The sequence below is a fragment of the Geobacillus sp. CCR genome (assembly GCF_052906625.1).
Genome location: NZ_JBREBQ010000005.1, coordinates 1 through 20999, shown reverse-complemented (window position 1 = coordinate 20999; position 20999 = coordinate 1). Strand labels below are relative to the sequence as shown.

The 20999-nt window shown below is 50.8% G+C and carries 20 protein-coding genes and 2 pseudogenes; 18 read left to right on the top strand and 4 right to left on the bottom strand.

Annotated features, from left to right (window positions below; translation table 11 throughout):
* Positions 1-222 precede the first annotated feature (222 nt).
* The 6 genes and pseudogenes from ACVBDQ_RS03940 to ACVBDQ_RS03915 all read left to right on the top strand — a co-directional run.
* Positions 223-966 carry a threonine/serine exporter family protein gene (locus ACVBDQ_RS03940; RefSeq protein WP_063167400.1) on the top strand — a complete coding sequence of 248 codons (744 nt, stop codon included), beginning with the start codon at positions 223-225 and terminating at the stop codon, positions 964-966.
* Positions 967-978: 12 nt separating this feature from the next.
* Positions 979-1404: a threonine/serine exporter family protein gene (locus tag ACVBDQ_RS03935; RefSeq protein WP_020279520.1), complete on the top strand. Its 426-nt coding sequence runs from the start codon at positions 979-981 to the stop codon at positions 1402-1404.
* Positions 1405-1519: 115 nt separating this feature from the next.
* Positions 1520-2689, top strand: coding sequence for a M20 peptidase aminoacylase family protein (locus tag ACVBDQ_RS03930; protein WP_014195246.1), 1170 nt, complete (start codon positions 1520-1522; stop codon positions 2687-2689).
* A complete protein-coding gene (locus tag ACVBDQ_RS03925; RefSeq protein WP_020279521.1) occupies positions 2664-3476 on the top strand; it encodes a GNAT family N-acetyltransferase in 813 nt (270 codons plus the stop codon). The genes ACVBDQ_RS03930 and ACVBDQ_RS03925 overlap by 26 nt, the downstream gene beginning before the upstream one ends.
* Positions 3477-3499: 23 nt before the next feature.
* The gene (gene menC, locus ACVBDQ_RS03920; protein ID WP_014195248.1) at positions 3500-4627 is read left to right on the top strand and encodes an o-succinylbenzoate synthase; all 1128 of its coding nucleotides are present in this window, start codon (positions 3500-3502) and stop codon (positions 4625-4627) included.
* Between the two features lie 43 nt (positions 4628-4670).
* A pseudogene (locus ACVBDQ_RS03915) lies at positions 4671-4919 on the top strand (N-acetyltransferase family protein); the annotation flags it as partial.
* 61 nt (positions 4920-4980) lie between these two features.
* On the opposite strand, the gene ACVBDQ_RS03910 reads toward ACVBDQ_RS03915, so the two are convergent.
* Positions 4981-6516 (bottom strand): solute symporter family protein, encoded by a 1536-nt coding sequence (locus ACVBDQ_RS03910; RefSeq protein ID WP_014195250.1) that lies wholly within the window; start codon positions 6514-6516, stop codon positions 4981-4983.
* Positions 6516-6857 carry a DUF485 domain-containing protein gene (locus ACVBDQ_RS03905; protein WP_011230430.1) on the bottom strand — a complete coding sequence of 114 codons (342 nt, stop codon included), beginning with the start codon at positions 6855-6857 and terminating at the stop codon, positions 6516-6518. Before ACVBDQ_RS03905 ends, ACVBDQ_RS03910 begins: the two co-directional genes overlap by 1 nt.
* A gap of 318 nt (positions 6858-7175) precedes the next feature.
* On the opposite strand from ACVBDQ_RS03905, the gene ACVBDQ_RS03900 reads away from it, so the two are divergent.
* From ACVBDQ_RS03900 to ACVBDQ_RS03890, 3 genes are all read left to right on the top strand, one after another.
* The gene (locus ACVBDQ_RS03900) at positions 7176-8591 is read left to right on the top strand and encodes an amino acid permease (RefSeq protein ID WP_014195252.1); all 1416 of its coding nucleotides are present in this window, start codon (positions 7176-7178) and stop codon (positions 8589-8591) included.
* Positions 8592-8870: 279 nt separating this feature from the next.
* Positions 8871-9629 (top strand): RNA polymerase sigma factor SigI, encoded by a 759-nt coding sequence (gene sigI / locus ACVBDQ_RS03895; RefSeq protein WP_021321416.1) that lies wholly within the window; start codon positions 8871-8873, stop codon positions 9627-9629.
* Entirely contained in the window at positions 9626-10693 is a 1068-nt protein-coding gene (locus ACVBDQ_RS03890) for an anti-sigma factor domain-containing protein (protein ID WP_318549588.1), read from the top strand. The genes sigI and ACVBDQ_RS03890 overlap by 4 nt, the downstream gene beginning before the upstream one ends.
* 12 nt (positions 10694-10705) lie before the next feature.
* On the opposite strand, the gene ACVBDQ_RS03885 is transcribed toward ACVBDQ_RS03890, so the two are convergent.
* Positions 10706-10906 carry an alpha/beta-type small acid-soluble spore protein gene (locus ACVBDQ_RS03885; RefSeq protein WP_011230435.1) on the bottom strand — a complete coding sequence of 67 codons (201 nt, stop codon included), beginning with the start codon at positions 10904-10906 and terminating at the stop codon, positions 10706-10708.
* Positions 10907-11085: 179 nt separating this feature from the next.
* Here ACVBDQ_RS03885 and ACVBDQ_RS03880 point away from each other — a divergent pair, with 179 nt between their 5' ends.
* The 8 genes from ACVBDQ_RS03880 to ACVBDQ_RS03845 all read left to right on the top strand — a co-directional run bounded on the left by ACVBDQ_RS03880 (position 11086) and on the right by ACVBDQ_RS03845 (position 18348).
* Positions 11086-12102 (top strand): LacI family DNA-binding transcriptional regulator, encoded by a 1017-nt coding sequence (locus ACVBDQ_RS03880; RefSeq protein ID WP_144329747.1) that lies wholly within the window; start codon positions 11086-11088, stop codon positions 12100-12102.
* Positions 12103-12296: 194 nt separating this feature from the next.
* A complete protein-coding gene (locus ACVBDQ_RS03875) occupies positions 12297-14393 on the top strand; it encodes an amylo-alpha-1,6-glucosidase (protein WP_318549586.1) in 2097 nt (698 codons plus the stop codon).
* A gap of 61 nt (positions 14394-14454) precedes the next feature.
* The gene (locus ACVBDQ_RS03870; protein ID WP_023634102.1) at positions 14455-15723 is read left to right on the top strand and encodes an ABC transporter substrate-binding protein; all 1269 of its coding nucleotides are present in this window, start codon (positions 14455-14457) and stop codon (positions 15721-15723) included.
* Between the two features lie 132 nt (positions 15724-15855).
* Positions 15856-16755: a carbohydrate ABC transporter permease gene (locus ACVBDQ_RS03865; protein ID WP_023634101.1), complete on the top strand. Its 900-nt coding sequence runs from the start codon at positions 15856-15858 to the stop codon at positions 16753-16755.
* Between the two features lie 14 nt (positions 16756-16769).
* A complete protein-coding gene (locus tag ACVBDQ_RS03860) occupies positions 16770-17597 on the top strand; it encodes a carbohydrate ABC transporter permease (RefSeq protein ID WP_023634100.1) in 828 nt (275 codons plus the stop codon).
* A 298-nt stretch (positions 17598-17895) separates the two neighbouring features.
* Entirely contained in the window at positions 17896-18051 is a 156-nt protein-coding gene (locus ACVBDQ_RS03855) for a hypothetical protein (protein WP_013523245.1), read from the top strand.
* On the top strand, positions 18048-18215 hold the full coding sequence (locus ACVBDQ_RS03850) for a hypothetical protein (RefSeq protein ID WP_011230441.1): 168 nt from the start codon (positions 18048-18050) through the stop codon (positions 18213-18215). Before ACVBDQ_RS03855 ends, ACVBDQ_RS03850 begins: the two co-directional genes overlap by 4 nt.
* Entirely contained in the window at positions 18208-18348 is a 141-nt protein-coding gene (locus ACVBDQ_RS03845) for a hypothetical protein (protein WP_318549583.1), read from the top strand. The genes ACVBDQ_RS03850 and ACVBDQ_RS03845 overlap by 8 nt, the downstream gene beginning before the upstream one ends.
* Before the next feature lie 91 nt (positions 18349-18439).
* On the opposite strand, the gene ACVBDQ_RS03840 is transcribed toward ACVBDQ_RS03845, so the two are convergent.
* On the bottom strand, positions 18440-20212 hold the full coding sequence (locus ACVBDQ_RS03840; protein WP_318549582.1) for a B12-binding domain-containing radical SAM protein: 1773 nt from the start codon (positions 20210-20212) through the stop codon (positions 18440-18442).
* A gap of 282 nt (positions 20213-20494) precedes the next feature.
* Here ACVBDQ_RS03840 and ACVBDQ_RS03835 point away from each other — a divergent pair.
* Positions 20495-20999, top strand: a pseudogene (locus ACVBDQ_RS03835) (IS982-like element ISGsp1 family transposase); the annotation flags it as partial.

The following is a 20999-nucleotide window of genomic DNA, read 5'->3' as shown; positions in this document are numbered from 1 at the left end:
AATAGGAAAGAAAGGGAAACGGTGAGATTCCCTTCACGGTTTGGCAGTTAGCCGCCTGTTTGGTATAATGGAAACAAGTTTGGTAACGACGATATCCAAGGCGACTCCTGCCAATCCGTTTGGTGGGAGTTTGTTTTTGCGATGAGCGCCTAGTGGGGCTGACGGGATAAGGGGGCACCGGCCAATGCCATGCCGGGCGAAAACGAAAGGAGCAAACCGGTCATGACGGAGCGGGTGGATGACATTGTTGATGTTTGTTTATTAGCGGGAAAATTGATGCTTGAAAGCGGTGGGGAGACGTACCGGGTGGAAGATACGATGGGGCGTATCGCCGCTTCGTTCGGTGTTTCCCGCTCACACAGCTATGTGACCCCAACGGGCATCATGTTTTCCGTTGAGGGAACGAATGTAACACGGTTTATTCGCATTTCCGAGCGTTCGACCGATTTATCCAAGGTGGCGCTTGTCAACCACATTTCCCGCCGCATCAGCAGCGGCGAACTGTCGCTCGACGGAGCGCGCAAAGAACTGGAACGCGTTCAGCAGCTGCCACTCGGTTATCCGCTTTGGCAGCAAACCGCTGCCGCAGCGGCGGCGAGCGCTTGTTTTGCCTCGCTGTTAGGCGGCATGAATCATTTTCTCCCTTCCCTTCTTTCTGGTGGAATGGCGTTTTGGTGTTTTGAAATGATGCATCGGTTCGTGAAAATCCGATTCTTCGCTGAATTTTTTGCCGCTTTTGTCGCCGGTGGGATCGTGCTGTTGATGGAAAGTGCCGGATTTGTCAGGGACGTAGGAAACATGATGATTGGCTCGGTGATGCCGCTCGTGCCGGGGCTGGCGATTACCAATGCGGTGCGCGATTTAATGGCCGGCCATTTGATCGCCGGTTTGTCGCGCGGTGCTGAGGCGTTTTTAACCGCGTTTGCGATCGGCACCGGCATTGCCTTTATTTTATCGATTCGTTAGCAGGGAGTACCGATGATGATTGTGCAGCTGTTGCTTAGCTTTGTGGCGTCATCGCTGTTTGGCGTCATTTTCAATATTCCGAAACGATTGCTGCCGCACAGCGGATTTGTCGGCATGAGCGGCTGGGCGATGTATATGGCCGCCGCCCGGTCGGGGGTGGACGGTGTCGCCGCCACGTTTGCAGCGGCGTTTTTCGTCGCTTTTGTAAGCAACGGGTTCGCCCGCCGCTATCGAACGCCGGCGACGATTTTTATCGTCTCTGGCATTATTCCCCTTGTGCCGGGCGGAACAGCGTTTGAGGCGATGCGCCATGTTGTCATGAACGATTACAATGCGGCCATTTCACTAGCGGCAAAAGCGTTCATGATTTCTGGGGCGATTGCGATGGGGCTCATTTTTTCTGAGGTCGTCAACCAACTGGTCAAGCGCCGCCCTTAACTGCGTGTAGTTGTTTTTTCCAATCATTTGCCTATCGTTGTATTTGTTTGCTTGAATATTATAATGAATATAACCATGTTTTTTCTATTGATTTTAAACAGCGGGGGAGAGCGGGATGAAAGAAATTGTTCAGCAGATGAAGGCGGAGCTATGGGAGATTTTCGATCACCTTCATCGTCATCCAGAAATCAGTTGGGAAGAGTGGCAAACAACCGAATTTCTTCGCCGAGAGTTGGAGCGCGAAGGGTATCGGGCGCGGACGTTTGCCGATTGTCCGGGCGTGGTGGCGGAAATTGGCACAGGGCCGTTGATGGTCGGAGTGCGCAGCGATATGGACGCTCTTTGGCAAGAAGTTGACGGCGTTTGGCAGCCGAACCACGCGTGCGGGCACGACGCTCACATGACGATTGTGCTTGGCGTGGCGAAATTGCTTCGCCGCATCGGCTATGAGCCGCCGGGGACGCTGCGGTTTTTGTTCCAGCCGGCTGAGGAAAAAGGCACGGGGGCGCTGAAGATGATCGAAAAAGGAGCGGCTGATGGCCTAACGTTTTTGTACGGCGTTCATTTGCGCCCAATTCAAGAGGTAAAAGGCGGTTATGCGTCTCCAGCGATCATTCACGGAGCGGCGCAATGCATCGAGGGGCGGATTCGCGGCGTGGCGGCGCATGCCGCGCGGCCGCATTTAGGCGTCAACGTCATTGAAGTCGGCAGCGCCATCGTGCAGGAGCTCGGCAAAATTCATATCGACCCACAAGTGCCAGCGTCGATCAAAATGACGAAGTTTCACGCCGGTGAAAAAGATGCGAACACGATCCCGGACTACGCGGAATTTGCCCTTGATTTGCGGGCGCAAACGAACGAGGCGATGGAGCGGCTCGTCGAGGGGCTGCGCCATGTGATCAATGGGGTCGCTGCGATTTACGGAGCTGATATTGAGCTTGTTGAGCGGACGCGCATCGTCGCCGCTGATCCTGATCCAGATGCTGTGCGGCTGATGGAGGAGGCGATTATCACGACTTTAGGGACGGAAAAATGCGTTCCGCCGGTTGTGACATCGGGAGGAGAGGATTTCCATTTTTATTCCTTTCAAAAACCGGAGCTGAAGACAACGATGCTCGGGTTAGGCTGTGACTTGCGCCCTGGGCTCCATCATCCGCAGATGACATTCCGGCGCGACGATTTGCTTTCCGGCGTGGAAATTTTGGCGCGAACGGTCATCCATACGTTTTCGACGTTTGCGCCACAGGGAGAGAAAGAACGTGTCTCTGTCGCTGCAAATCATTGAGACGATCGAACAGTTGAAAGAGATGGCCAGGCTTGAGGAGGAGATTTGGAAAACGGCGCCGGTTCCGCTCCATCAAACGCTGACGGTGGCGAAAAACGGGGGCATTATCATCGGGGCGTATGCGGACGGGAAGCTTGTCGGCTTTGTCTACAGCTTTCCTGGGTTTCGAAATGGGGAATTGTATCTTTGTTCCCATATGATGGGGATTGCTGAATCGTTTCGTGATCGTGGCCTCGGCTATCGCTTGAAAATGAAACAGGCGGAAGAAGCGCGGCGGCGCGGTTATCGAGTCATCCGCTGGACGTATGACCCGTTGCAAAGTCGAAACGGCTATTTGAACTTGGCGAAGCTTGGGGCCCTTGGCGTCGAGTATGTGGAAAACTGCTACGGCGAAATGAATGACGCGTTGAACGGTCAACTGCCGTCCGACCGCTTCATTGTCGAATGGCGGCTTGATGAGCGTCCGACCGGGGAGCGGAGCTTGGCTAAAGCTGATCTTCTCAAGGCCAGAAGTCTGACGGTGCTCGAGGCAGGTCAAAGGGCTGACGGTCTGTTGCGGCCCTTGCTGAGAGACATCGATGAAACAGCGGCGCCGTTGTTGTTGGCTGCGGTTCCGCTTGACTTTCCGCAGCTGAAAGAGCGGGATCTCGCGCTGGCGCTTGAGTGGCGGCTGGCGACGCGCGCTCTGTTTCAGCGGTTGCTCACGGAAGGCTGGATTGCCGCCGGCGCTTGGCGCCGTTCCGGGGAGCCGGCGATGCACTACATATGGGTGAGGAGAAACGAATGACTGCCGCAGAAAGGGGAAGAGGAATGGCGATCAACATCGAGTACGTCATATTGCGCCATTTGCAAATGGAGTTGAAGGCGCCGTTTACAACGAGCTTCGGCACGTTTCAAACGAAAGAGTTTATTTTAGTGGAGGCGGTCGACTGCGATGGCGTTTCCGGCTGGGGCGAATCGGTTGCGTTTTCCGCCCCGTGGTACAGCGAGGAAACGGTGAAAACGAACTGGCATATGCTTGAAGAGTTTCTCGTGCCGCTCTTGTTTTCGAAGCCGCTTAGGCATCCAGCGGAATTGCCAGAGCGATTTGCCGCCATCCGCCAAAACAACATGGCGAAAGCGGCGCTTGAGGGAGCGGTATGGGATTTATATGCGAAGCGGCTCGGCGTCCCGCTTTGTCAAGCTCTCGGGGGAACGAAAAAGGAAATTGAAGTCGGCGTCAGCATTGGCATCCAGCCGACGGTCGACGATCTGCTTCAGGTGATTGAGCGGTATGTGGCGCAAGGGTACCGGCGGATCAAAGTGAAGATCAAACCGGGATGGGATGTTGATGTCATTCGCGACGTGCGGCGCGCGTTTCCCGACGTGCCGCTCATGGCGGATGCCAATTCGGCGTATACGTTCGCTGACGCCAAGCGGCTTCAGGCGCTCGATGAATTTGGGCTGATGATGATCGAACAGCCGCTCGCCGCTGACGATCTTGTCGATCACGCCCGGCTGCAGCCGCTTCTTCAGACGCCGATTTGCCTTGATGAAAGCATTCGTTCCTATGACGATGCGCGCAAGGCGCTTGACCTTGGCAGCTGCCGCATCATCAACATCAAAATCGGGCGCGTCGGCGGGCTTTGGGAGGCGAAGCGCATCCACGATCTTTGCGCTGAGCGCGGCGTTTCGGTCTGGTGCGGGGGGATGCTGGAAGCAGGGGTCGGGCGCGCCCACAATATCGCGATCACGACGTTGGAAAACTTCGCGCTTCCCGGCGACACCGCCGCGTCGTCCCATTATTGGGAGCGGGATATTATCACACCGGAAGTCGAGGTGCAAGGCGGCTTGATCCGCGTGCCGAACGCCCCGGGCATCGGCTATGAAGTCGACCGCCGCCAAGTGGAGCGGTATACGCAGTTTGCGAAGGTGTTTCATCGTACGGCGACGGCATAAAGGATGATAAAAGGGAGGCGATGTAAAACGAAATCGACATTCTGCCAATGTTGTTTTGGGAGTTCTTGAAGACTATCAAGGACAGGGCATTGCCACTAAACTATTCAACAAAGCGTTTGAGTGGGCAAAGGAAGTTGGAATTTCGAGATTAGGACTTACGGTCATGAAAGGGAACGATAAGGCGTTCAACTTATATAGGAAGATGGGATTCGTATTAGAAGGCGAGAGGGTTCAATCATTAAGAGTGGGCGGAGAATTTGTCAATGAATATTACCTATACAAACTGTTGTAACGCCAATTTGGGGCTGACCCAAAACGCATTCGCGTTTTGGATCAGCCCCTTCTTCGTTGTGTTACACGCGTCCGATCCCAGTATTCGCCTTGACGACAATTTCCGTATATTTCTTTTCATCCGCTTTTTTCGACGAGACGAGCGTGCCGACGATGGCGCCGACAAAGCCGAGCGGAATCGAGATGATGCCCGGGTTGGCGAGCTTAAAGAGCGGTTCGCCGACGAAAATGGCAGCACCCGGCTGCGGCGACCAGACGTTCGGGCTGAAGAAGACGAGCACCAAGGCGCTGATCAGGCCGACAAGCATCCCCGTAATCGCTCCAGTCGTGTTAAAGCGGCGCCAGAAAATGGTGAATACGATCGTCGGCAAGTTGGCGCTGGCGGCGACCGCAAATGCCAGTGATACAAGGAACGCGACGTTCATTTTTTGCGCGACCAGCGCCAACAAAATCGATAATACGGAAACGCCGACAGACGCCCAGCGGGCGGCGAGCATTTGTTCTTTTTCCGTCGCTTGGCCGCGCCGCAAAATATGGCTGTAAAAGTCATGGGCAAACGCCGAGGCGGCTGACAGAACGAGCCCGGCGACAACGGCCAAAATGGTCGCAAACGCTACGGCAGAGATGAAAGCGAACAAGAAATCTCCGCCAAGGGCTTCTGCCAACAGCGGGGCGGCCATATTGCCGGCCGGATTGGCGGCGACGATTTTGTCATAGCCGACGAACGCGGCGGCGCCAAACCCTAAAAAGATCGTCATTACGTAGAAAATCCCAATGATCCATGTTGCATACACGACCGATTTGCGCGCGGTCGGCGCGTCTTTGACCGTAAAGAAGCGGATCAAAATATGCGGCAGCCCGGCCGTCCCCAACACGAGCGCCAAGTTTAAGGAAATCGTATCGAGCGGGTCTTTAAACTTGTTGCCCGGGTTTAAAAACGCTTCGCCAAGCGGTGTCGCGGTTTTGACTTCATGGAACATTTTGGCGATGCTGAAATCGAATTTAGCAAAGACGATGATGGAAATGATAAACGTACCGACCATCAATAAGACGGCTTTGACGATTTGCACCCAGCTCGTGGCCGTCATGCCGCCAAATACGACATACACGGTCATTAAAACGCCGACGATCAAGACGGAATAAACGTAGTCTAAGCCCAACAGAAGCTTGATGAGGCCGCCGGCGCCGACAAGCTGGGCGATCATATAGAAAATCGAGATGGCGATCGTATTTAACGCCGCGACGCCGCGCACTTTCTTATCGTCAAAACGGGCGGCGATCATATCGGCCATCGTGTATTTGCCGAGGTTGCGAAGCGGTTCGGCGACGATATACAAGACGACAAGATAAGCGACAAGGAAGCCGATGCTGTAAAAGAAGCCGTCAAATCCCGTCAGCGCGATCATGCCGGCAATGCCGAGAAAAGAGGCGGCGGACATATAGTCGCCGGCGATGGCGAGCCCGTTTTGCCAGCCGGTGAGGCTGCTGTCAGCGGTGTAAAATTCGCTCGTTGTTTTCGTGCGCTTGGAGGCGTAGTACGTAATGACGAGCGTCAAGGCAACGATGATGAGAAAGAGGAAAAAGGCCAACCCGTGCATTAGGCGTTTCCTCCTTCCTTCGCTTCTTGCTTCACTTGCTCGACGATGGCATCAAATTGTGCTGCGCGTTTCGAATAAAGGATGCATAAGGCCCATGTCATGATAAATTGCGCAAAGGCAAACAGCCAAGCCCAGCTGACCGGCCCGATCGCCGGCGCATTGAGTGCTTTCGAGTACGACGTTAATACCGGAAGGGTGAAGTAAAAAACGAAGAAAAAGACGGTCGCCGGAACGATAAAGCGTTTCTTCGCTTGGATGAGGGCGCGAAATGAAGCTGACTGGGCGATCGCTTCGTAATTAGCGCCGACCGGATCGGAAAACGACTGCTTTTTGACGGCCATGAAAATCCCTCCTTGATTTGAATTCAAGCGTTTTCAAAATGAGATATCGATGCATGACGATGATCGGAAGAACCATCCTCCTTTCTGTCGCAAATTTGTCACATATTCATTATATATTTATCTGAAAAATTTGTAAATTAATATTTTTTGTTATTTCAAAAAAACTATTTTTTGCTTTGCCGCACAAAACGGAAAAAATTTTTTGCTGTTTTTCTTATTTTCGCACTTTACAAAAAAACAAGGATCATGTAGAATGACAACTGTATTCGACAATAAAATTCAACAATTTTCTACAAAAAACGACAAGGGGAGACATCTATGAATTTGTTTCGTAAAAAACCGATTCAGTTGCTCATGAAAGAATCGGGGGCAAAAGGAGCTTCGCTGCGAAAAGAGTTAGGCGCATTTGATTTGACGATGCTTGGCATCGGCGCCATTATCGGGACAGGCATTTTCGTCCTGACTGGGGTGGCGGCGGCGGAACACGCTGGTCCGGCTCTCGTTCTTTCGTTCATTTTGTCTGGGTTGGCGTGTGTGTTTGCGGCGCTTTGTTACGCAGAATTTGCCTCAACCGTGCCAGTGTCGGGGAGCGCTTACACTTACAGCTATGCCACGTTTGGTGAGCTCATCGCTTGGATTTTGGGATGGGATTTGATTTTGGAATACGGGGTTGCTTCGTCGGCGGTCGCCGTTGGTTGGTCCGGCTATTTCCAAGGACTGCTTGCCGGTTTTGGCATCGAGCTGCCGAAGGCGCTAACGAGTGCGTATGATCCGGCGAAAGGAACGTTCATCGATTTGCCAGCGATTATCATCGTTCTGTTCATTACGTTTTTGTTGAATTTAGGTGCGAAAAAATCGGCTCGTTTTAATGCGGTGATCGTTGCCATTAAAGTGGCGGTCGTGCTGCTCTTTTTGGCGGTCGGTGTTTGGTACGTCAAACCGGAGAACTGGACGCCGTTTATGCCGTATGGCTTCTCTGGCGTGGCGACCGGCGCGGCGACGGTGTTTTTCGCTTACATCGGCTTTGATGCGGTGTCGACGGCGGCGGAAGAAGTGCGCAATCCGCAGCGTGATATGCCGATTGGCATCATCGTCTCGTTGCTTGTGTGCACATTGTTGTATATTGCGGTTTCACTCGTATTGACAGGCATCGTTCCGTACGAGCAGCTCAACGTGAAAAACCCAGTGGCGTTTGCGTTAAACTATATCCACCAAGACTGGGTGGCGGGCTTTATTTCGCTCGGGGCGATCGCCGGCATTACGACCGTGCTCCTTGTGATGATGTATGGGCAGACGCGTCTCTTCTACGCCATCAGCCGCGACGGTTTGCTGCCGAAAGTGTTTGCTCGCATCAGCCCGACGCGCCAAGTGCCGTATGTCAATACGTGGCTGACGGGAGCGGCTGTAGCGGTATTCGCCGGCATCATCCCGCTCAACAAATTGGCGGAACTGACGAACATTGGCACACTCTTTGCCTTTATCACCGTCTCGATCGGCGTGTTGGTGTTGCGTAAAACGCAGCCGGACTTAAAGCGGGCATTCCGCGTTCCGTTTGTCCCGGTCGTCCCGATTTTGGCTGTCTTATTCTGCGGCTACCTCGTTCTTCAGCTTCCGGCGATGACATGGATCGGTTTTGTCTCGTGGCTGCTGATCGGTCTAGTGATTTACTTTATCTACGGCCGCAAGCATAGTGAGCTGAATGAAATGGCACGGACGGAAGAAAAGGCTGGATGAGCGGCCACATAATGGAAAGGGGGCTGTCCCAATGGGGAAACAGCCCCTTTTTCCATTTCGTCAAACTTTTCGGCAACACCGCGTTTCACCCCTTTTTCATTAGATGGGAAAAACACCTGATTTTTTGCCGATGGAAGGCGTGTGCTCGGCGCGGCGGCGTTGGGCTCTTTTGGGGACCTGTGTTCACTTGCACAGCTAAAAAAATCCCCTTTGAACGACGGTCATATTTGGATTGCGATGTGCGAATAGTATAAAGAACGAGCGTCAGTCCGGTTTTGTATGAGCGGGGTGAAAAGGGTGTTTGGGACATTATTGAAAAGAAGAGAGAGAACGCTTGAACGGACGGTTGTGGAAATTCAGCGGGGAAATGAAGCGTTGCGCAATGAGCTTATCCGGCAATATAAGCCGTTTATCGTCAAAACAGTCTCAAGTGTATGCAAGAGGTTCATCCGCGAGGAAGATGATGAGGCGAGCATCGGGCTGATCGCTTTTAACGAAGCGATTGAAAAATATGCGTTGCACAAAGGAGGTTCCTTTCTGTCGTTTGCGGAGCTGCTCATTAAGCGGCGCCTCATCGATTACATTCGAAAAGAGGTGAGAACGCGAGAGGCCATATGGCATGTCGAAGATGAAGAAAACGGCGAGCAGGCGGCGCAAACGTACGTAGATGCGAAATTATCGGTTGAGGAGTTTTATAGGCAAATCGAACAGGAACAGCGTCGGGAAGAAATTCTCCATTACCAGCAAGTGCTGAAACAATTCGGCATTCATTTTCACGATTTAGTCGAACAATCGCCAAAACATAAAGACGCCCGCCTCAACGCTATTCGTGTGGCTGAACTGCTTGTTGCGAATGACGAATGGCTTGGTATTTTGTTTCGAAAAAAGCAACTGCCGATCAAACAGCTGGAAACGATGGCGTCGGTCAGCCGCAAGACGATTGAGAGAAACAGAAAATACATTATTGCGGTCGCGGTCATTTTGGCAGGCGATTACATTTACTTGAAGGACTATATAAAAGGGGTGCTTTCATCGTGAAAAAGGGAATTGTGCTGGAGTTGGATGAAGAGTTCGTCACTGTATTGACGCCGGAAGGGGAATTTCTTCGATTGAAAAAAGAAAAAGAATGCGAGATTGGAGAAGAGGTCAAAGCGAATGCGGTTGGCCGTCCTTTTCCGTTTCGCCGCCGTTCGTTTCGATATGCGCTCATAAGCGTTCTAACGGCGGCCACGGTGCTTCTAGCGACTTGGATTCAATGGCCTTCCAATGCGGTGTACGCCTACATGTCGATCGACATCAACCCAAGCATAGAAGCGGGTGTCGACGCGGAGCTGCGCGTGTTGACGCTGAAGGCTTACAATGAGGAAGGAAAGAAGGTGCTGGCGGCGCTTCCTTCCTGGAAACGTCAACCGTTTTCTTCGGTAACGAAACAAATCATTGCGTTAAGCGAACAAAAGGGGTATTTAAAGAAAGGCGGGGAAGTGCTGATTACGACGGTGGAGAGGGAGAGCGACGCCTCTTCAGCGCGGAAGCTGTCCGCAGCGCTCGCGGAAATCCAGCGGTCAGTGGCGGATGACCGGATTGTCATTACCACGGCCAATAGTACGATGGCAGTGCGCAACCAAGCTGTCAAACGGGGGATGACAACCGGAAAACTATTGCAAATCGAGAAAAAGGTGAAACCGGCTGCGCCAGCATCTGTCCGCTCGGCAGATGGAAACGGCCGGAAAGGAGAAGGTTGGAAAGATAAGGCCAAAGGTGGAGAAAAAGAAAACAAAACGCCAGCGGCCAAAGAACAACCGACACAACAGCCGTCAAAGAAACAGAACCATAACGAGTCAAACCCGAAGCCATCAAAAAACGAAAAACAGCCGCCGCGCAAGCAGAAACATTCTCATCCGACCAAAGGAAGCCTTTCTCCTGAAAAAGAGAGTTATGTGAAATGGAAAAGCCATGGGAACGCCCGTCCGTTGCGGCCAGGCGCTCATTATGAAAAGAAAAAGGGGAATGGGGGCGACAGCGGCAAGGAGGGACATCGCCGCCAAGCCGACGCCCACCGCCATTTGAAAGCGATGGATGCCAAAACGAAAAAAGCCGAGTGATTCCGCTCGGCTTTATTCCGTTTTTCGGCCTGCCAATTCGCTTTGTGCTTGAGCAATGAGCCGTTTCGTAATTTCTCCGCCGACGGAGCCGTTGGCGCGCGAAACCGTGCCAGCCCCGAGCTGTACGCCAAACTCTTGGGCGATTTCGTACTTAATTTGTTCCAACGCTTGTTCGATGCCTGGAACAAGCAGTTTGTTGCTTGAACGAGCCATATGAAATTCCTCCTTGATGGTTTTTTTGATGCGGTATGATTAGTATGGACGATCTAACAAAGAGATATGGTTGGGAATTAAAGGAGGAATTTTTCATTAAAAAAAAGATTGCAAACGTTTTCGGTTATTGTTTATAATGAAAACGAGCAGATGACCGAAAACGTTTTGGAGGAATGGCAGTGACAACCATTAAAGATATTGCCAAGGCAGCGGGAGTTTCGATTACGACGGTTTCACGCGCGCTGAACGGCTATTCCGATGTGAATGAAAAAACGAGACAAAAAATCATGGATATCGCGAAGCAGTTGAACTACAGCCCCAATACACTGGCGCGCGGGCTTGTCATGAATAAATCGAAGACGATCGGGCTGCTCGTTTCTGGATTAACAAGGGAAAGTGCCAAGGATAATTTTACCTTTGAGGTGCTGGCCGGCGTCAATGAGTATGTCAGTGAAGTCGATTATGATATGGTGCTGTTCAGCACGACATCGACCAAGCAAAGAGAAAAAACGTATACACAGCTTTGTCGGGAGCGGCGCGTCGATGGGGCGATTTTGCAAGGGATTCGTACGGATGACCCGTATTTGCATGAGGTCGTGGAAAGCGAAATTCCATGTGTCCTGATTGATATTCCCATCGAGTCCAAAACCGTTGGCTATGTGACAACGGACAATGTGCTGGGTGCGAAAAAAGCGGTGCGTCATTTAATTGAGCTCGGGCATAAACGGATCGCTATGATCAATGGATATGAATACGCATTTGTGAGTGAACAGCGTGAGAAAGGATTCAAGGAAGCATTGATTGAAGCAGGTTTGCCCGTACGCGAATATTGGATTGCCAATGGAGCGTTCCGCGAAGAAATCGCGGAGCAGGAGGCATTGAGGCTGCTTCAGCAATATCCAGAAATTACGGCTTTCTTTTGTGCAAGCGATTTAATGGCGCTAGGTGTCATCAAGGCCGTAAAACGGTTGGGGAAGCAAGTTCCTGATGATGTGGCCGTGATTGGCTACGATGACATTATTTTAGCGTCCTATTCATCGCCTGCACTCTCCACCATCGCCCAAGACAAATTTGCTATGGGATATGAGGCCGCCAAGCTGTTGATTGATATGTTGGAAGGCAACGCTCAGTCCCATGTCAAGATTCTGGAAACAGAACTGAAAATACGGGGGTCGACGGTGAAAAAAGATGGATGAGGGCTTTTTTCACCGCCCTGAGCCAGTTTCAGTTATGATCCAAAACGTTTCGGATTGTTGTGGTGTCATGAAGACAGACTTTTTTTGAATCATCAATGAAAACGTTTTGGAATTCGCTTGTAAGCATAATTGACGCAGGAAAGACATCGTGCTGTTGAGCCGATGATGACAACCTAGAATCAGGGGGAAGCAGCATGGATTATCGAGTGATTAAAGAAAACGATGTGTTTTTATTGACAGATCAAGACGGGGATATCCCTGAACATCATCCGTACGGATTAGGGCTGTATACAAAAGACACCCGTTTTTTGAGCAAATGGAGTTTGCGCATCAATGGGGAAGAACCGGTGCTGCTGGCGTCTGATGCGGCGCAAAATTATGTCGCTACCATTTTATTGACAAACCCTCATATTGAACGGGACGGAGAGCTGATTTTGTGGCGCGAATCCGTTGAAATTGAGCGCAAACGATTTATTTATGCGGGTGTGCTCTATGAAACCATTAAGCTGAAAAATTATCATCCCAAGCCGGTGCAATTGGAAATCAGCGTGCACATGGATGCCGATTTTGCCGATATGTTTATCGTTCGCGGCTTCCAGACAGGAGAGGTGGGAAAGCGGACAGGCCAGACCATTGGAAAACGTTCGCTCACGTTCCATTACGAGGGAGCCGACGGAGTGGAACGGGCAACGAAGGTCAGCTGGGATCGAGAGGAGAAAACCGTTAAGGAACATGGAGAAATTGTTTTTGACTTTGCGCTCGACCCGGCGGAAGAGCAGACGGTTACGTTGATGGTCGAACCAATCACCGGCAAAACAGGCAGAGTGGAGGTCATTCCGCCTGAACAGGCGCTTCAACGATTGCAAGAATCCTATCAGCGTTGGGAAAGGGAAACAGCGAACGTCATCACGGACGAACGACAGTTTGAGCGTTTAGTCCGCCGGGGCATTGGGGATTTGCGGGTGCTGCTTACGGATCTTGGCTGTGGGCCATTTCCGGTGGCCGGACTTCCGTGGTTTGGCGTTCCCTTCGGCCGGGACAGTTTGATTGCGGCTTTGCAGCTGCTCCCGTTCAACCATGAAATAGCCAAAGGCACGTTGTTGACAATGGCCCGCTATCAGGGAACGAAAGTAGACCCGTGGCGCGATGAACAGCCTGGAAAAATCATGCATGAAATCCGATTCGGTGAGTTGGCCAATACGAATCAAATTCCGTTTACCCCTTATTACGGAACGATCGATGCGACGCCGCTCTTTTTAGTTCTGTTGGTGGAGTATGTCAAATGGACCGGCAACTTCGATCTCGTCCGGCAGCTTCGATCCAACATTGATGCGGCGCTCCATTGGATTGACCGGTATGGCGACCGCGACGGCGATTTATTTGTCGAGTATTTCCAGGAGTCGAGCAAGGGGATTGCCAATCAGGGATGGAAAGATTCAGGCGATTCGATTGTGCACGAAAACGGCGAGTATGCCCGCGCGCCGATCGCCCTTGTTGAAGTCCAAGGCTACGTTTATCAAGCCAAAATGGGGCTTGCCGACATTTTCGAACAGCTTCAGGAAGTGGAAAAAGCAGAAGCGCTTCGAACGCAGGCGGAAGCTTTGAAAAAGCGCTTTGAAGAACAGTTTTGGATGGAAGATCGGAAATTTTATGCTCTTGCGTTAGATGAAAACAAAGCCCCTGTCAGAACGATTACATCGAACCCAGGTCATGTGCTGTTTTCAGGAATGCTCGAAGGAAGGCGGGCGGATGCCGTCATTGACACCCTTCTTTCGGAAAAAATGTTTTCGGGTTACGGCATCCGGACGATGGCCGAAGGAGAAGCGGGATATAACCCGATGAGCTATCATAATGGAAGCATTTGGCCGCATGACAACAGCCTCATTTTGCTTGGCTTAAGCAAACTGGGGAGGCGGCGCGAGGCAAAGACGGTCATTGAAGGACTCATGGAAGCATCGATGCATTTTGAGTATGATCGCTTGCCGGAGTTGTTTTGCGGCTACAGCCGGTCAGAGGGAAAACCGGTCCGCTATCCTGTCGCCTGCTCGCCTCAGGCGTGGGCGGCTGGGACGCCGCTTGTGTTTGTTCAGGCGTTATTAGGATTGTTTCCTAATGCGTTGGAAAAGAATATTTATCTGTCGCCGACGTTGCTTGATTCGATGAATATGTTGCGTGTGGAAAACATCCTAATCGGCGGCGGGCGATTGTCATTGACGGTTACCCGTGAGCAGGATAACTTCCATGTCCAAATCGATGAGAATACGACGGGTTGGGATATTGTCCTTCGTTAACAGCAGGGGAAGCATTCCTTTCCCTGTGTATATAAACCAATTTTTAGGGGAGGTTGTTTACATGGGCAAAACAAAGTGGATGGCAGCGCTAGGCATCACAACGATGCTGTTTGGCAGCCTTTTGGCCGGTTGCGGCGGTGGTGAGAAAAGTGAGAAGGCAAACGGGGGGAGTAAGCAAGGCGAGAAAGTAGAAGTCACGTTAGCTGGCTGGGGCGGCAATCCAACGGAGCAAAAGTTGTTGAAACAAACGTTGGATGATTTTGAAAAAAAATATCCCAACATTAAGGTCAAGTATGAAGTCATTGCCGACCAGTATATGGATGTCATCAAAACCCGTTTAGCGGGTGGGCAAGGGCCGGATGTGTTTTACCTTGATGCATTTGAAGCCCCAGCTCTGATTGAAACAGGGGCGCTTGAGCCGCTTGACAAATATGTAACGGACGATTTTGACATTAACGATTTTGAAAAACCGATGCTTGATGCGTTTAAAGGGAAAGATGGAAAAATTTATGGGTTCCCGAAAGACTATTCGACGCTAGCACTGTTTTACAATAAAAAGATGTTCGAAGAAGCGGGTGTTGAAGTCCCGAAAACTTGGGACGAACTGCGGGAAGTGGCGAAGAAGCTGACAAAAGGGAAACAAGTATACGGATTTGGCGTTGCTCCGGAACTGGCTCGCTTATACTACATTGCTGAATCCAAAGGCGGCAAAGTTGTGACAGATAATAAAGCGAGCTTCGCTGATCCGAAAGTAGTCGAGGCGCTCCAGCCGATCGTTGATATGCACTTAAAAGATAAGTCGGCAGCCCAACCTAATGAAGTTGGGGCTACATGGGGCGGCGAGATGTTCGGTCAAGGCAAGGCGGCCATGGTCATTGAAGGAAACTGGGCGATTCCGTTCCTGCAAGAGACGTTCCCGAACTTAGAATTTGGAACGGCTGAAATTCCAACGATCAACGGCAAAAAAACGACTATGGCTTATACGGTTGCCTATGTCATGAACAAAGATTCGAAAAAGAAAGAAGCCGCTTGGAAGCTGATCGAGTATTTGACAGGAAAAGAAGGAATGAAAACATGGACGAGCAAGGGATACGCTTTGCCGACGCGGAAATCGGTCGCTGCTGAATTGGGATTTGACAAAGATCCGCTGCGTGCACCGCTTGTCGCTGGCGCATCGTATGCGACCGTATGGCAGAATGGAACGAACTTGCCGATTATTACGAATAACTTCAATAACCAATTTGTCAGCGCTTTCCTCGGTGAACGTCCGCTTGCTGAAGCGTTGAAAGAAGCACAAAAAACGGCGAACAGCGAAATCGAAAGCAAATAAGGCGAATCAGCCCTTGGCAGACGGGTCATGCTCTGCCAGGGAGCTGTTCCTTTCTTTCTAACCGCAGCTATTTTTGGCTGCGTTAGAAAGAGAGGAACAGCGATTTGATTCTCGGCAAGGAGAGGGAATAAGATGAAAAGAATGTCAACGAAGCGAATGTGGCGCGAAGCGGGGGCAAGCTACTTGTTTTTGTCTCCTACTTTATTTGTGCTGCTTCTTTTTATTATCGGCCCGATTTTGTTTGCGATTTTTCTGGCCTTTCACAAAGTGCAATTGTTGGGTACGACTTCGTTTGAGTTCGTCGGGTTGGACAATTTCAAGCGCATGGCCGATGATACTCGGGCCAAAATCGCGTTATGGAACACGCTGAAATATGTCGTCATTGTCGTTCCATGCCAGACCATTTTAGCGCTTGTATTAGCGGCGACATTAAATGCAGGGCTCAAGGGACAAAAGTTTTTCCGCATTGTGTACTTTTTGCCGACGTTGACGTCCTCGGCCGTGCTGACGCTCATTTTCATGTGGATGTACAACCAAAATGGACTTATCAATCACGTATTGAAAGCGGTTGGTTTGCCGACATATAACTGGATCGGCGATCCCGATGTAGCATTGAATGCCATTATGATCATGAACATTTGGGCGACAGCCCCATACTTTATGGTCATTTATTTGGCGGCGTTGCAAGATATTCCTGATTCCTTGTATGAAGCAGCTGAGCTGGACGGCGCGAACGCTTGGCAAAAGTTTTGGCATATTACTGTTCCCTATTTGCGGCCGGTGACTTCATTTGTCGTGGTCATGGGGCTGATTGGGACATTCCAGCTGTTTGACCAATCGTATATTTTCTCGGGCGGTTCCGGCGGTCCGAACAACTCGACGTTGACGGTTGTGCTTTTGATTTACCAATATGCATTTAAAACATTAGGGACAATGGGATATGCCGCTGCGCTCGCGTTTGCGTTAGCGATTTTGATTTTCATCGTGACATTGTTGCAACGGAAGTTGTCAAAAGAAGAGTCTCTTTATTAAGGGGATGAGCATGGATGAAAAAGAAAATGGGCATTGGAAAGCTGTTGCTGTATGCGGTCTTGATCACATATGCCGTGATTACGATGATTCCGTTTTTATGGGCGCTGTCTTCGTCGTTTAAGACGCTTGAAGAAATTGTGAGCGGAACCATGTCCTTTATTCCGAAAAAGTTTACGCTTGATAATTATAAGCAGATTTTTGTCGAACAGGAGCTATTTCCACGCTGGCTGCTAAACAGCGTTGTGGTTGCGGGAACTGTGACGGTGCTGAATTTATTGTTCAACTCTATGGCTGGCTACGCGTTGGCCCGACTGCAATTTCCCGGCAGAAAACCGCTGTTTCTGATCATTTTGGCTGTCTTGATGATTCCAGCCCAAGTGACGATGATTCCGAACTATTTGATTTTGAAACAGCTCGGTTGGTTGAACTCGTATCAAGGAATGATCGTGCCGACGATGGTGAACGCTACGTTTATTTTCATGATGAGGCAATTTTTCATTAACTTTCCAAAAGAGTTGGAAGAGGCGGCAGAACTTGATGGACTCGGGCGGCTCGGGATCTTTTTCCGGATTGTTCTTCCGCTCGCTCGTCCGGCGTTGGCGGCTCAAGCCATTTTCGTCTTCATGGGTTCGTGGAACGATTTCATGCGCCCGCTCATTATTTTGTCCGATCCGCAGCTGTTTACGCTGCCGCTTGGGCTTAACAGCTTCAAAGGGCAATATATTAGCTACTGGAACTACATTATGGCTGCATCAATGGTATTTACCATGCCTGTATTGGTTATTTACGCCTTTTTCAATCGCTATTTTATTAAAGGGATTTCATTCACAGGTGGAAAATAACAGATATTTTGCATACTGGTTTACCGATCATTGCGAAAAGGGGCTGTTTGCCGAAAGGAAGGTTGTCCTCCTTTGGCGGCAGCCCTTTTTCATTCGGCATATCCATAAAAAAAACGTACATCATATAGGTGGAAATATAGACTCCATTAGGATGATGACAGACGGGAGATGTACCGGCTATGGAGACGCGTGAACTACTCCCGCTTCGCTTTGCTTGAAGTGGGAGTCTTCTTTCGGAACTATGATAAAACGCACCTGAACGAGGCATGATAAGAAAAAATGTGAAAGGAGGATGGGTGTGGCCAACGTCGCATTTCCAGTCGCCCGTCTTCATGACGGGACGCTTCGCCAGCTTCAGCAACTCGAACAGCGGCTGCGTGAAGAAACAGGAGAAGAAATTGTGCTTGTCGCTTATGAGCGGAAAACGGTTGATGAGGAGGAGACGAAACGATGATGAAGCGAAAAGTGAAATTTGACGCAGCGAAAAACAACAATAAAACGCCAACGGAAAGTTTGCCGGATACCGAATTTGCGGCACAATATGCCGGCGAGGAGGACATGATCCGCGGCGCGAACCGCAATTCGAAAAAAGGGAGACAAGGAGGCGGCGATGGGTAAAGAGCATAAGGAGCGGCCCGCTCGAACGAATGAAGAAATGGCGTTTGAATGGGGCGATTTCGCTCGTGATCAGCCGTTTTGGCTGATCGAGGAGCAAAAGCAAGCAAAGGAGAAGGAGACAAAACAAAAATAGCCGCCGCGGTGAGACCGCCGTTTTGATGGGATTGGATCGGTGGGCGGACAAAGAAGAGCGCTGGAAACAGCGCTCTTTTTCGCTTGGGCGTTCAAGCCGATGCGGATGACGCAAACAGGGTGGAAAGCGGTGCAGAAAAGACCGTAGCTCCTGTGCCAGACGGGTCGAAATAGGCGACGATGGCCGTTGGCGCAAACGAGAGCTGCTTCGCGGCGATATAGCGGCCGACATCGACCGGCACGATTTCAACGACCGTATGTTTAAACAATTCCTTTTCCCCGAGCCCGAGGACGGCAAAGTCCTCCCCAAGCGCCTCGGGGCGCTCAAGCAGCGCGCGGTAGACGGTCGTGCGCGTCGTTTTCTCCGTTTTTTCTTCCCACCACGGCTTGCGCGGCTTATGCTTTTGTCCACGCAAGTAGTCGTATTTCATGAGCGATTCGGCGACAGGCAGGGCATCTGGCGCACACGTACGTAAAAACTCATGCAGGCGGCGGAATAAATCCTCAAGCTGATGGCCAATGCGCGCCCAGCCGCGCTCATCCCAATACGTGCCAAACTGCTGGAAAAAGTCAAACGGCGATGGGAACACATCGGTCACCAAGTACTCGATCGTTTCGTCCATTCGATGGGCGTTCCAATACTTTTCGAGCACGTCTTCCACTTGCTTGATGCGGATGACGTCATCAAACGACAAGACGTTGTTGGCGAGCACTTCGTATGGCGCATGGTCCATATACACATAGCCGTACTCCTCGGCGCGCAGGCGCAGCCCAGTGCCGCGCAGCAGTTTCAAAAAGCCAAGCTGCAGTTCTTCCGGGCGAAGGGCGAACACGTCGTTAAACGTCTTTCGGAACGAGTTGTAGTCTTCTTCGGGCAGACCGGCGATCAAATCCAAATGCTGGGCGATTTTCCCGCCTTCTTTAATCATCGTCACCGTTCGCGAAAGTTTTGCGAAGTTTTGCTTGCGCATAATGAGACGGTTCACTTCGTCGTTTGTCGACTGGACGCCGATTTCAAAGCGGAACAGCCCGGGCGGCGCCTCCTTGTTTAAAAACTCGATGACCTCCGGGCGCATAATGTCGGCGGTAATTTCAAACTGAAATACCGTTCCCGGTACATGTTCGTCAATTAAAAAGCGAAACATGTCCATTGCATAGCTGCGGCTGATGTTGAACGTCCGGTCGACGAACTTGATCGTCCGCGCTCCGTGCTTCATTAAATAGCGTAAATCATCCTTGATTTTTTCACGGTCAAAATAGCGGACACCTACTTCAATCGAGGACAGGCAAAATTGGCAACTGAACGGGCAGCCGCGGCTTGTCTCCACATAGATGATCCGGTTCGGAAGATGTGGGATGTCTTCCGGAAAGCGAAACGGCGACGGCATATCAGCAAGGCGGAGCTTGTTCCGTTGTGGATTCATGACGATGCGGTCTCCATCGCGAAACACCAGCCCTGCGACATCTGCCACTTCTTTGCGGCCTTCTAAGGCAAAGAGCAGCTGTTTAAACGTTTCTTCCCCTTCACCGATGACGATAAAATCCAATTCCGGCACCCGCTCCATCCATTCACGCACATCGTACGACACTTCCGGTCCGCCGGCGACGATGACAATATTCGGCGCTGCTTTTTTCAACAGCTTGACGACTTTGATCGTTTCTTCAATGTTCCAAATGTAGCAGCTGAAGCCGATGACATCCGGACGGCGTTGGTACAAATCAGTCACAATGTTCAGCACCGGGTCTTTGATCGTATACTCAACAAGCTTGACGTCAAATTCGGGCTGAGCGTATGCTTTTAAATAGCGGATGGCTAAATTCATATGAATGTATTTGGCGTTCAATGTCGCACAGACGATGTTCATCGCAACAAAACCCCTTTGTCTATAATATAGCAGCAAAACTCCTTTGTCTATAATTTATAGATGCAATTGGAAGCTTTCATTTGGCTTTAAGCGAGGGGGGAGAGTTGACTATCATGCAGTTTAGCCAAATGAAAAAGCAGAAAAACTTGTCGAACATTGTGGAAAAGAATTTTAAAAAACCCGTGGTGCTAGATAAACTTGATCAAGCATAAAAATAGCCCTTGCTGGCGGATCTCCAGTAGAATGAAAGTGTCACCCAACATTCGAAAGGAGAGATCCCCCATGCAAGAGCACTTTCATTTTACTACAGATCCAGCCAAACTTCAAAAACAATATGCCGCTATTTTCTGTTTTGTTTCTGCCCAACTGTCGTTGATTCAAATGTATCTTCATCGCCGCAACCGTCACTTGGTCAAGCAAGAAGACGAAGTGGTCATGGCGGTTCACCTTTTGGGGAAGCTGCTGGGCTTTTCTTCCGAACGAGCCTGGCATCGTTTTGTCACGGGAAATTTGTTCACAAACGGCTCGTTTCTTGAACGCTCCCGATACAACCGCCGCTGCCGGGCGCTTGGTTTCGCCATCAAATGGATCCGTCATGAGCTGGCGAAACGCGGCCAACACCATGCTTATGCGGTCGTCGACAGCTTGCCTCTTCCGTTGTGCCATCCCGCAAGAATGCAGCGCGTCAAGCGGTTTCGAGGGATCGCGGATATGGGGTATTGTGCTTCCAAAAAGCAATGGTACTACGGTTTCAAGCTGCATCTTCAAGTGACCAATCAAGGGCTGG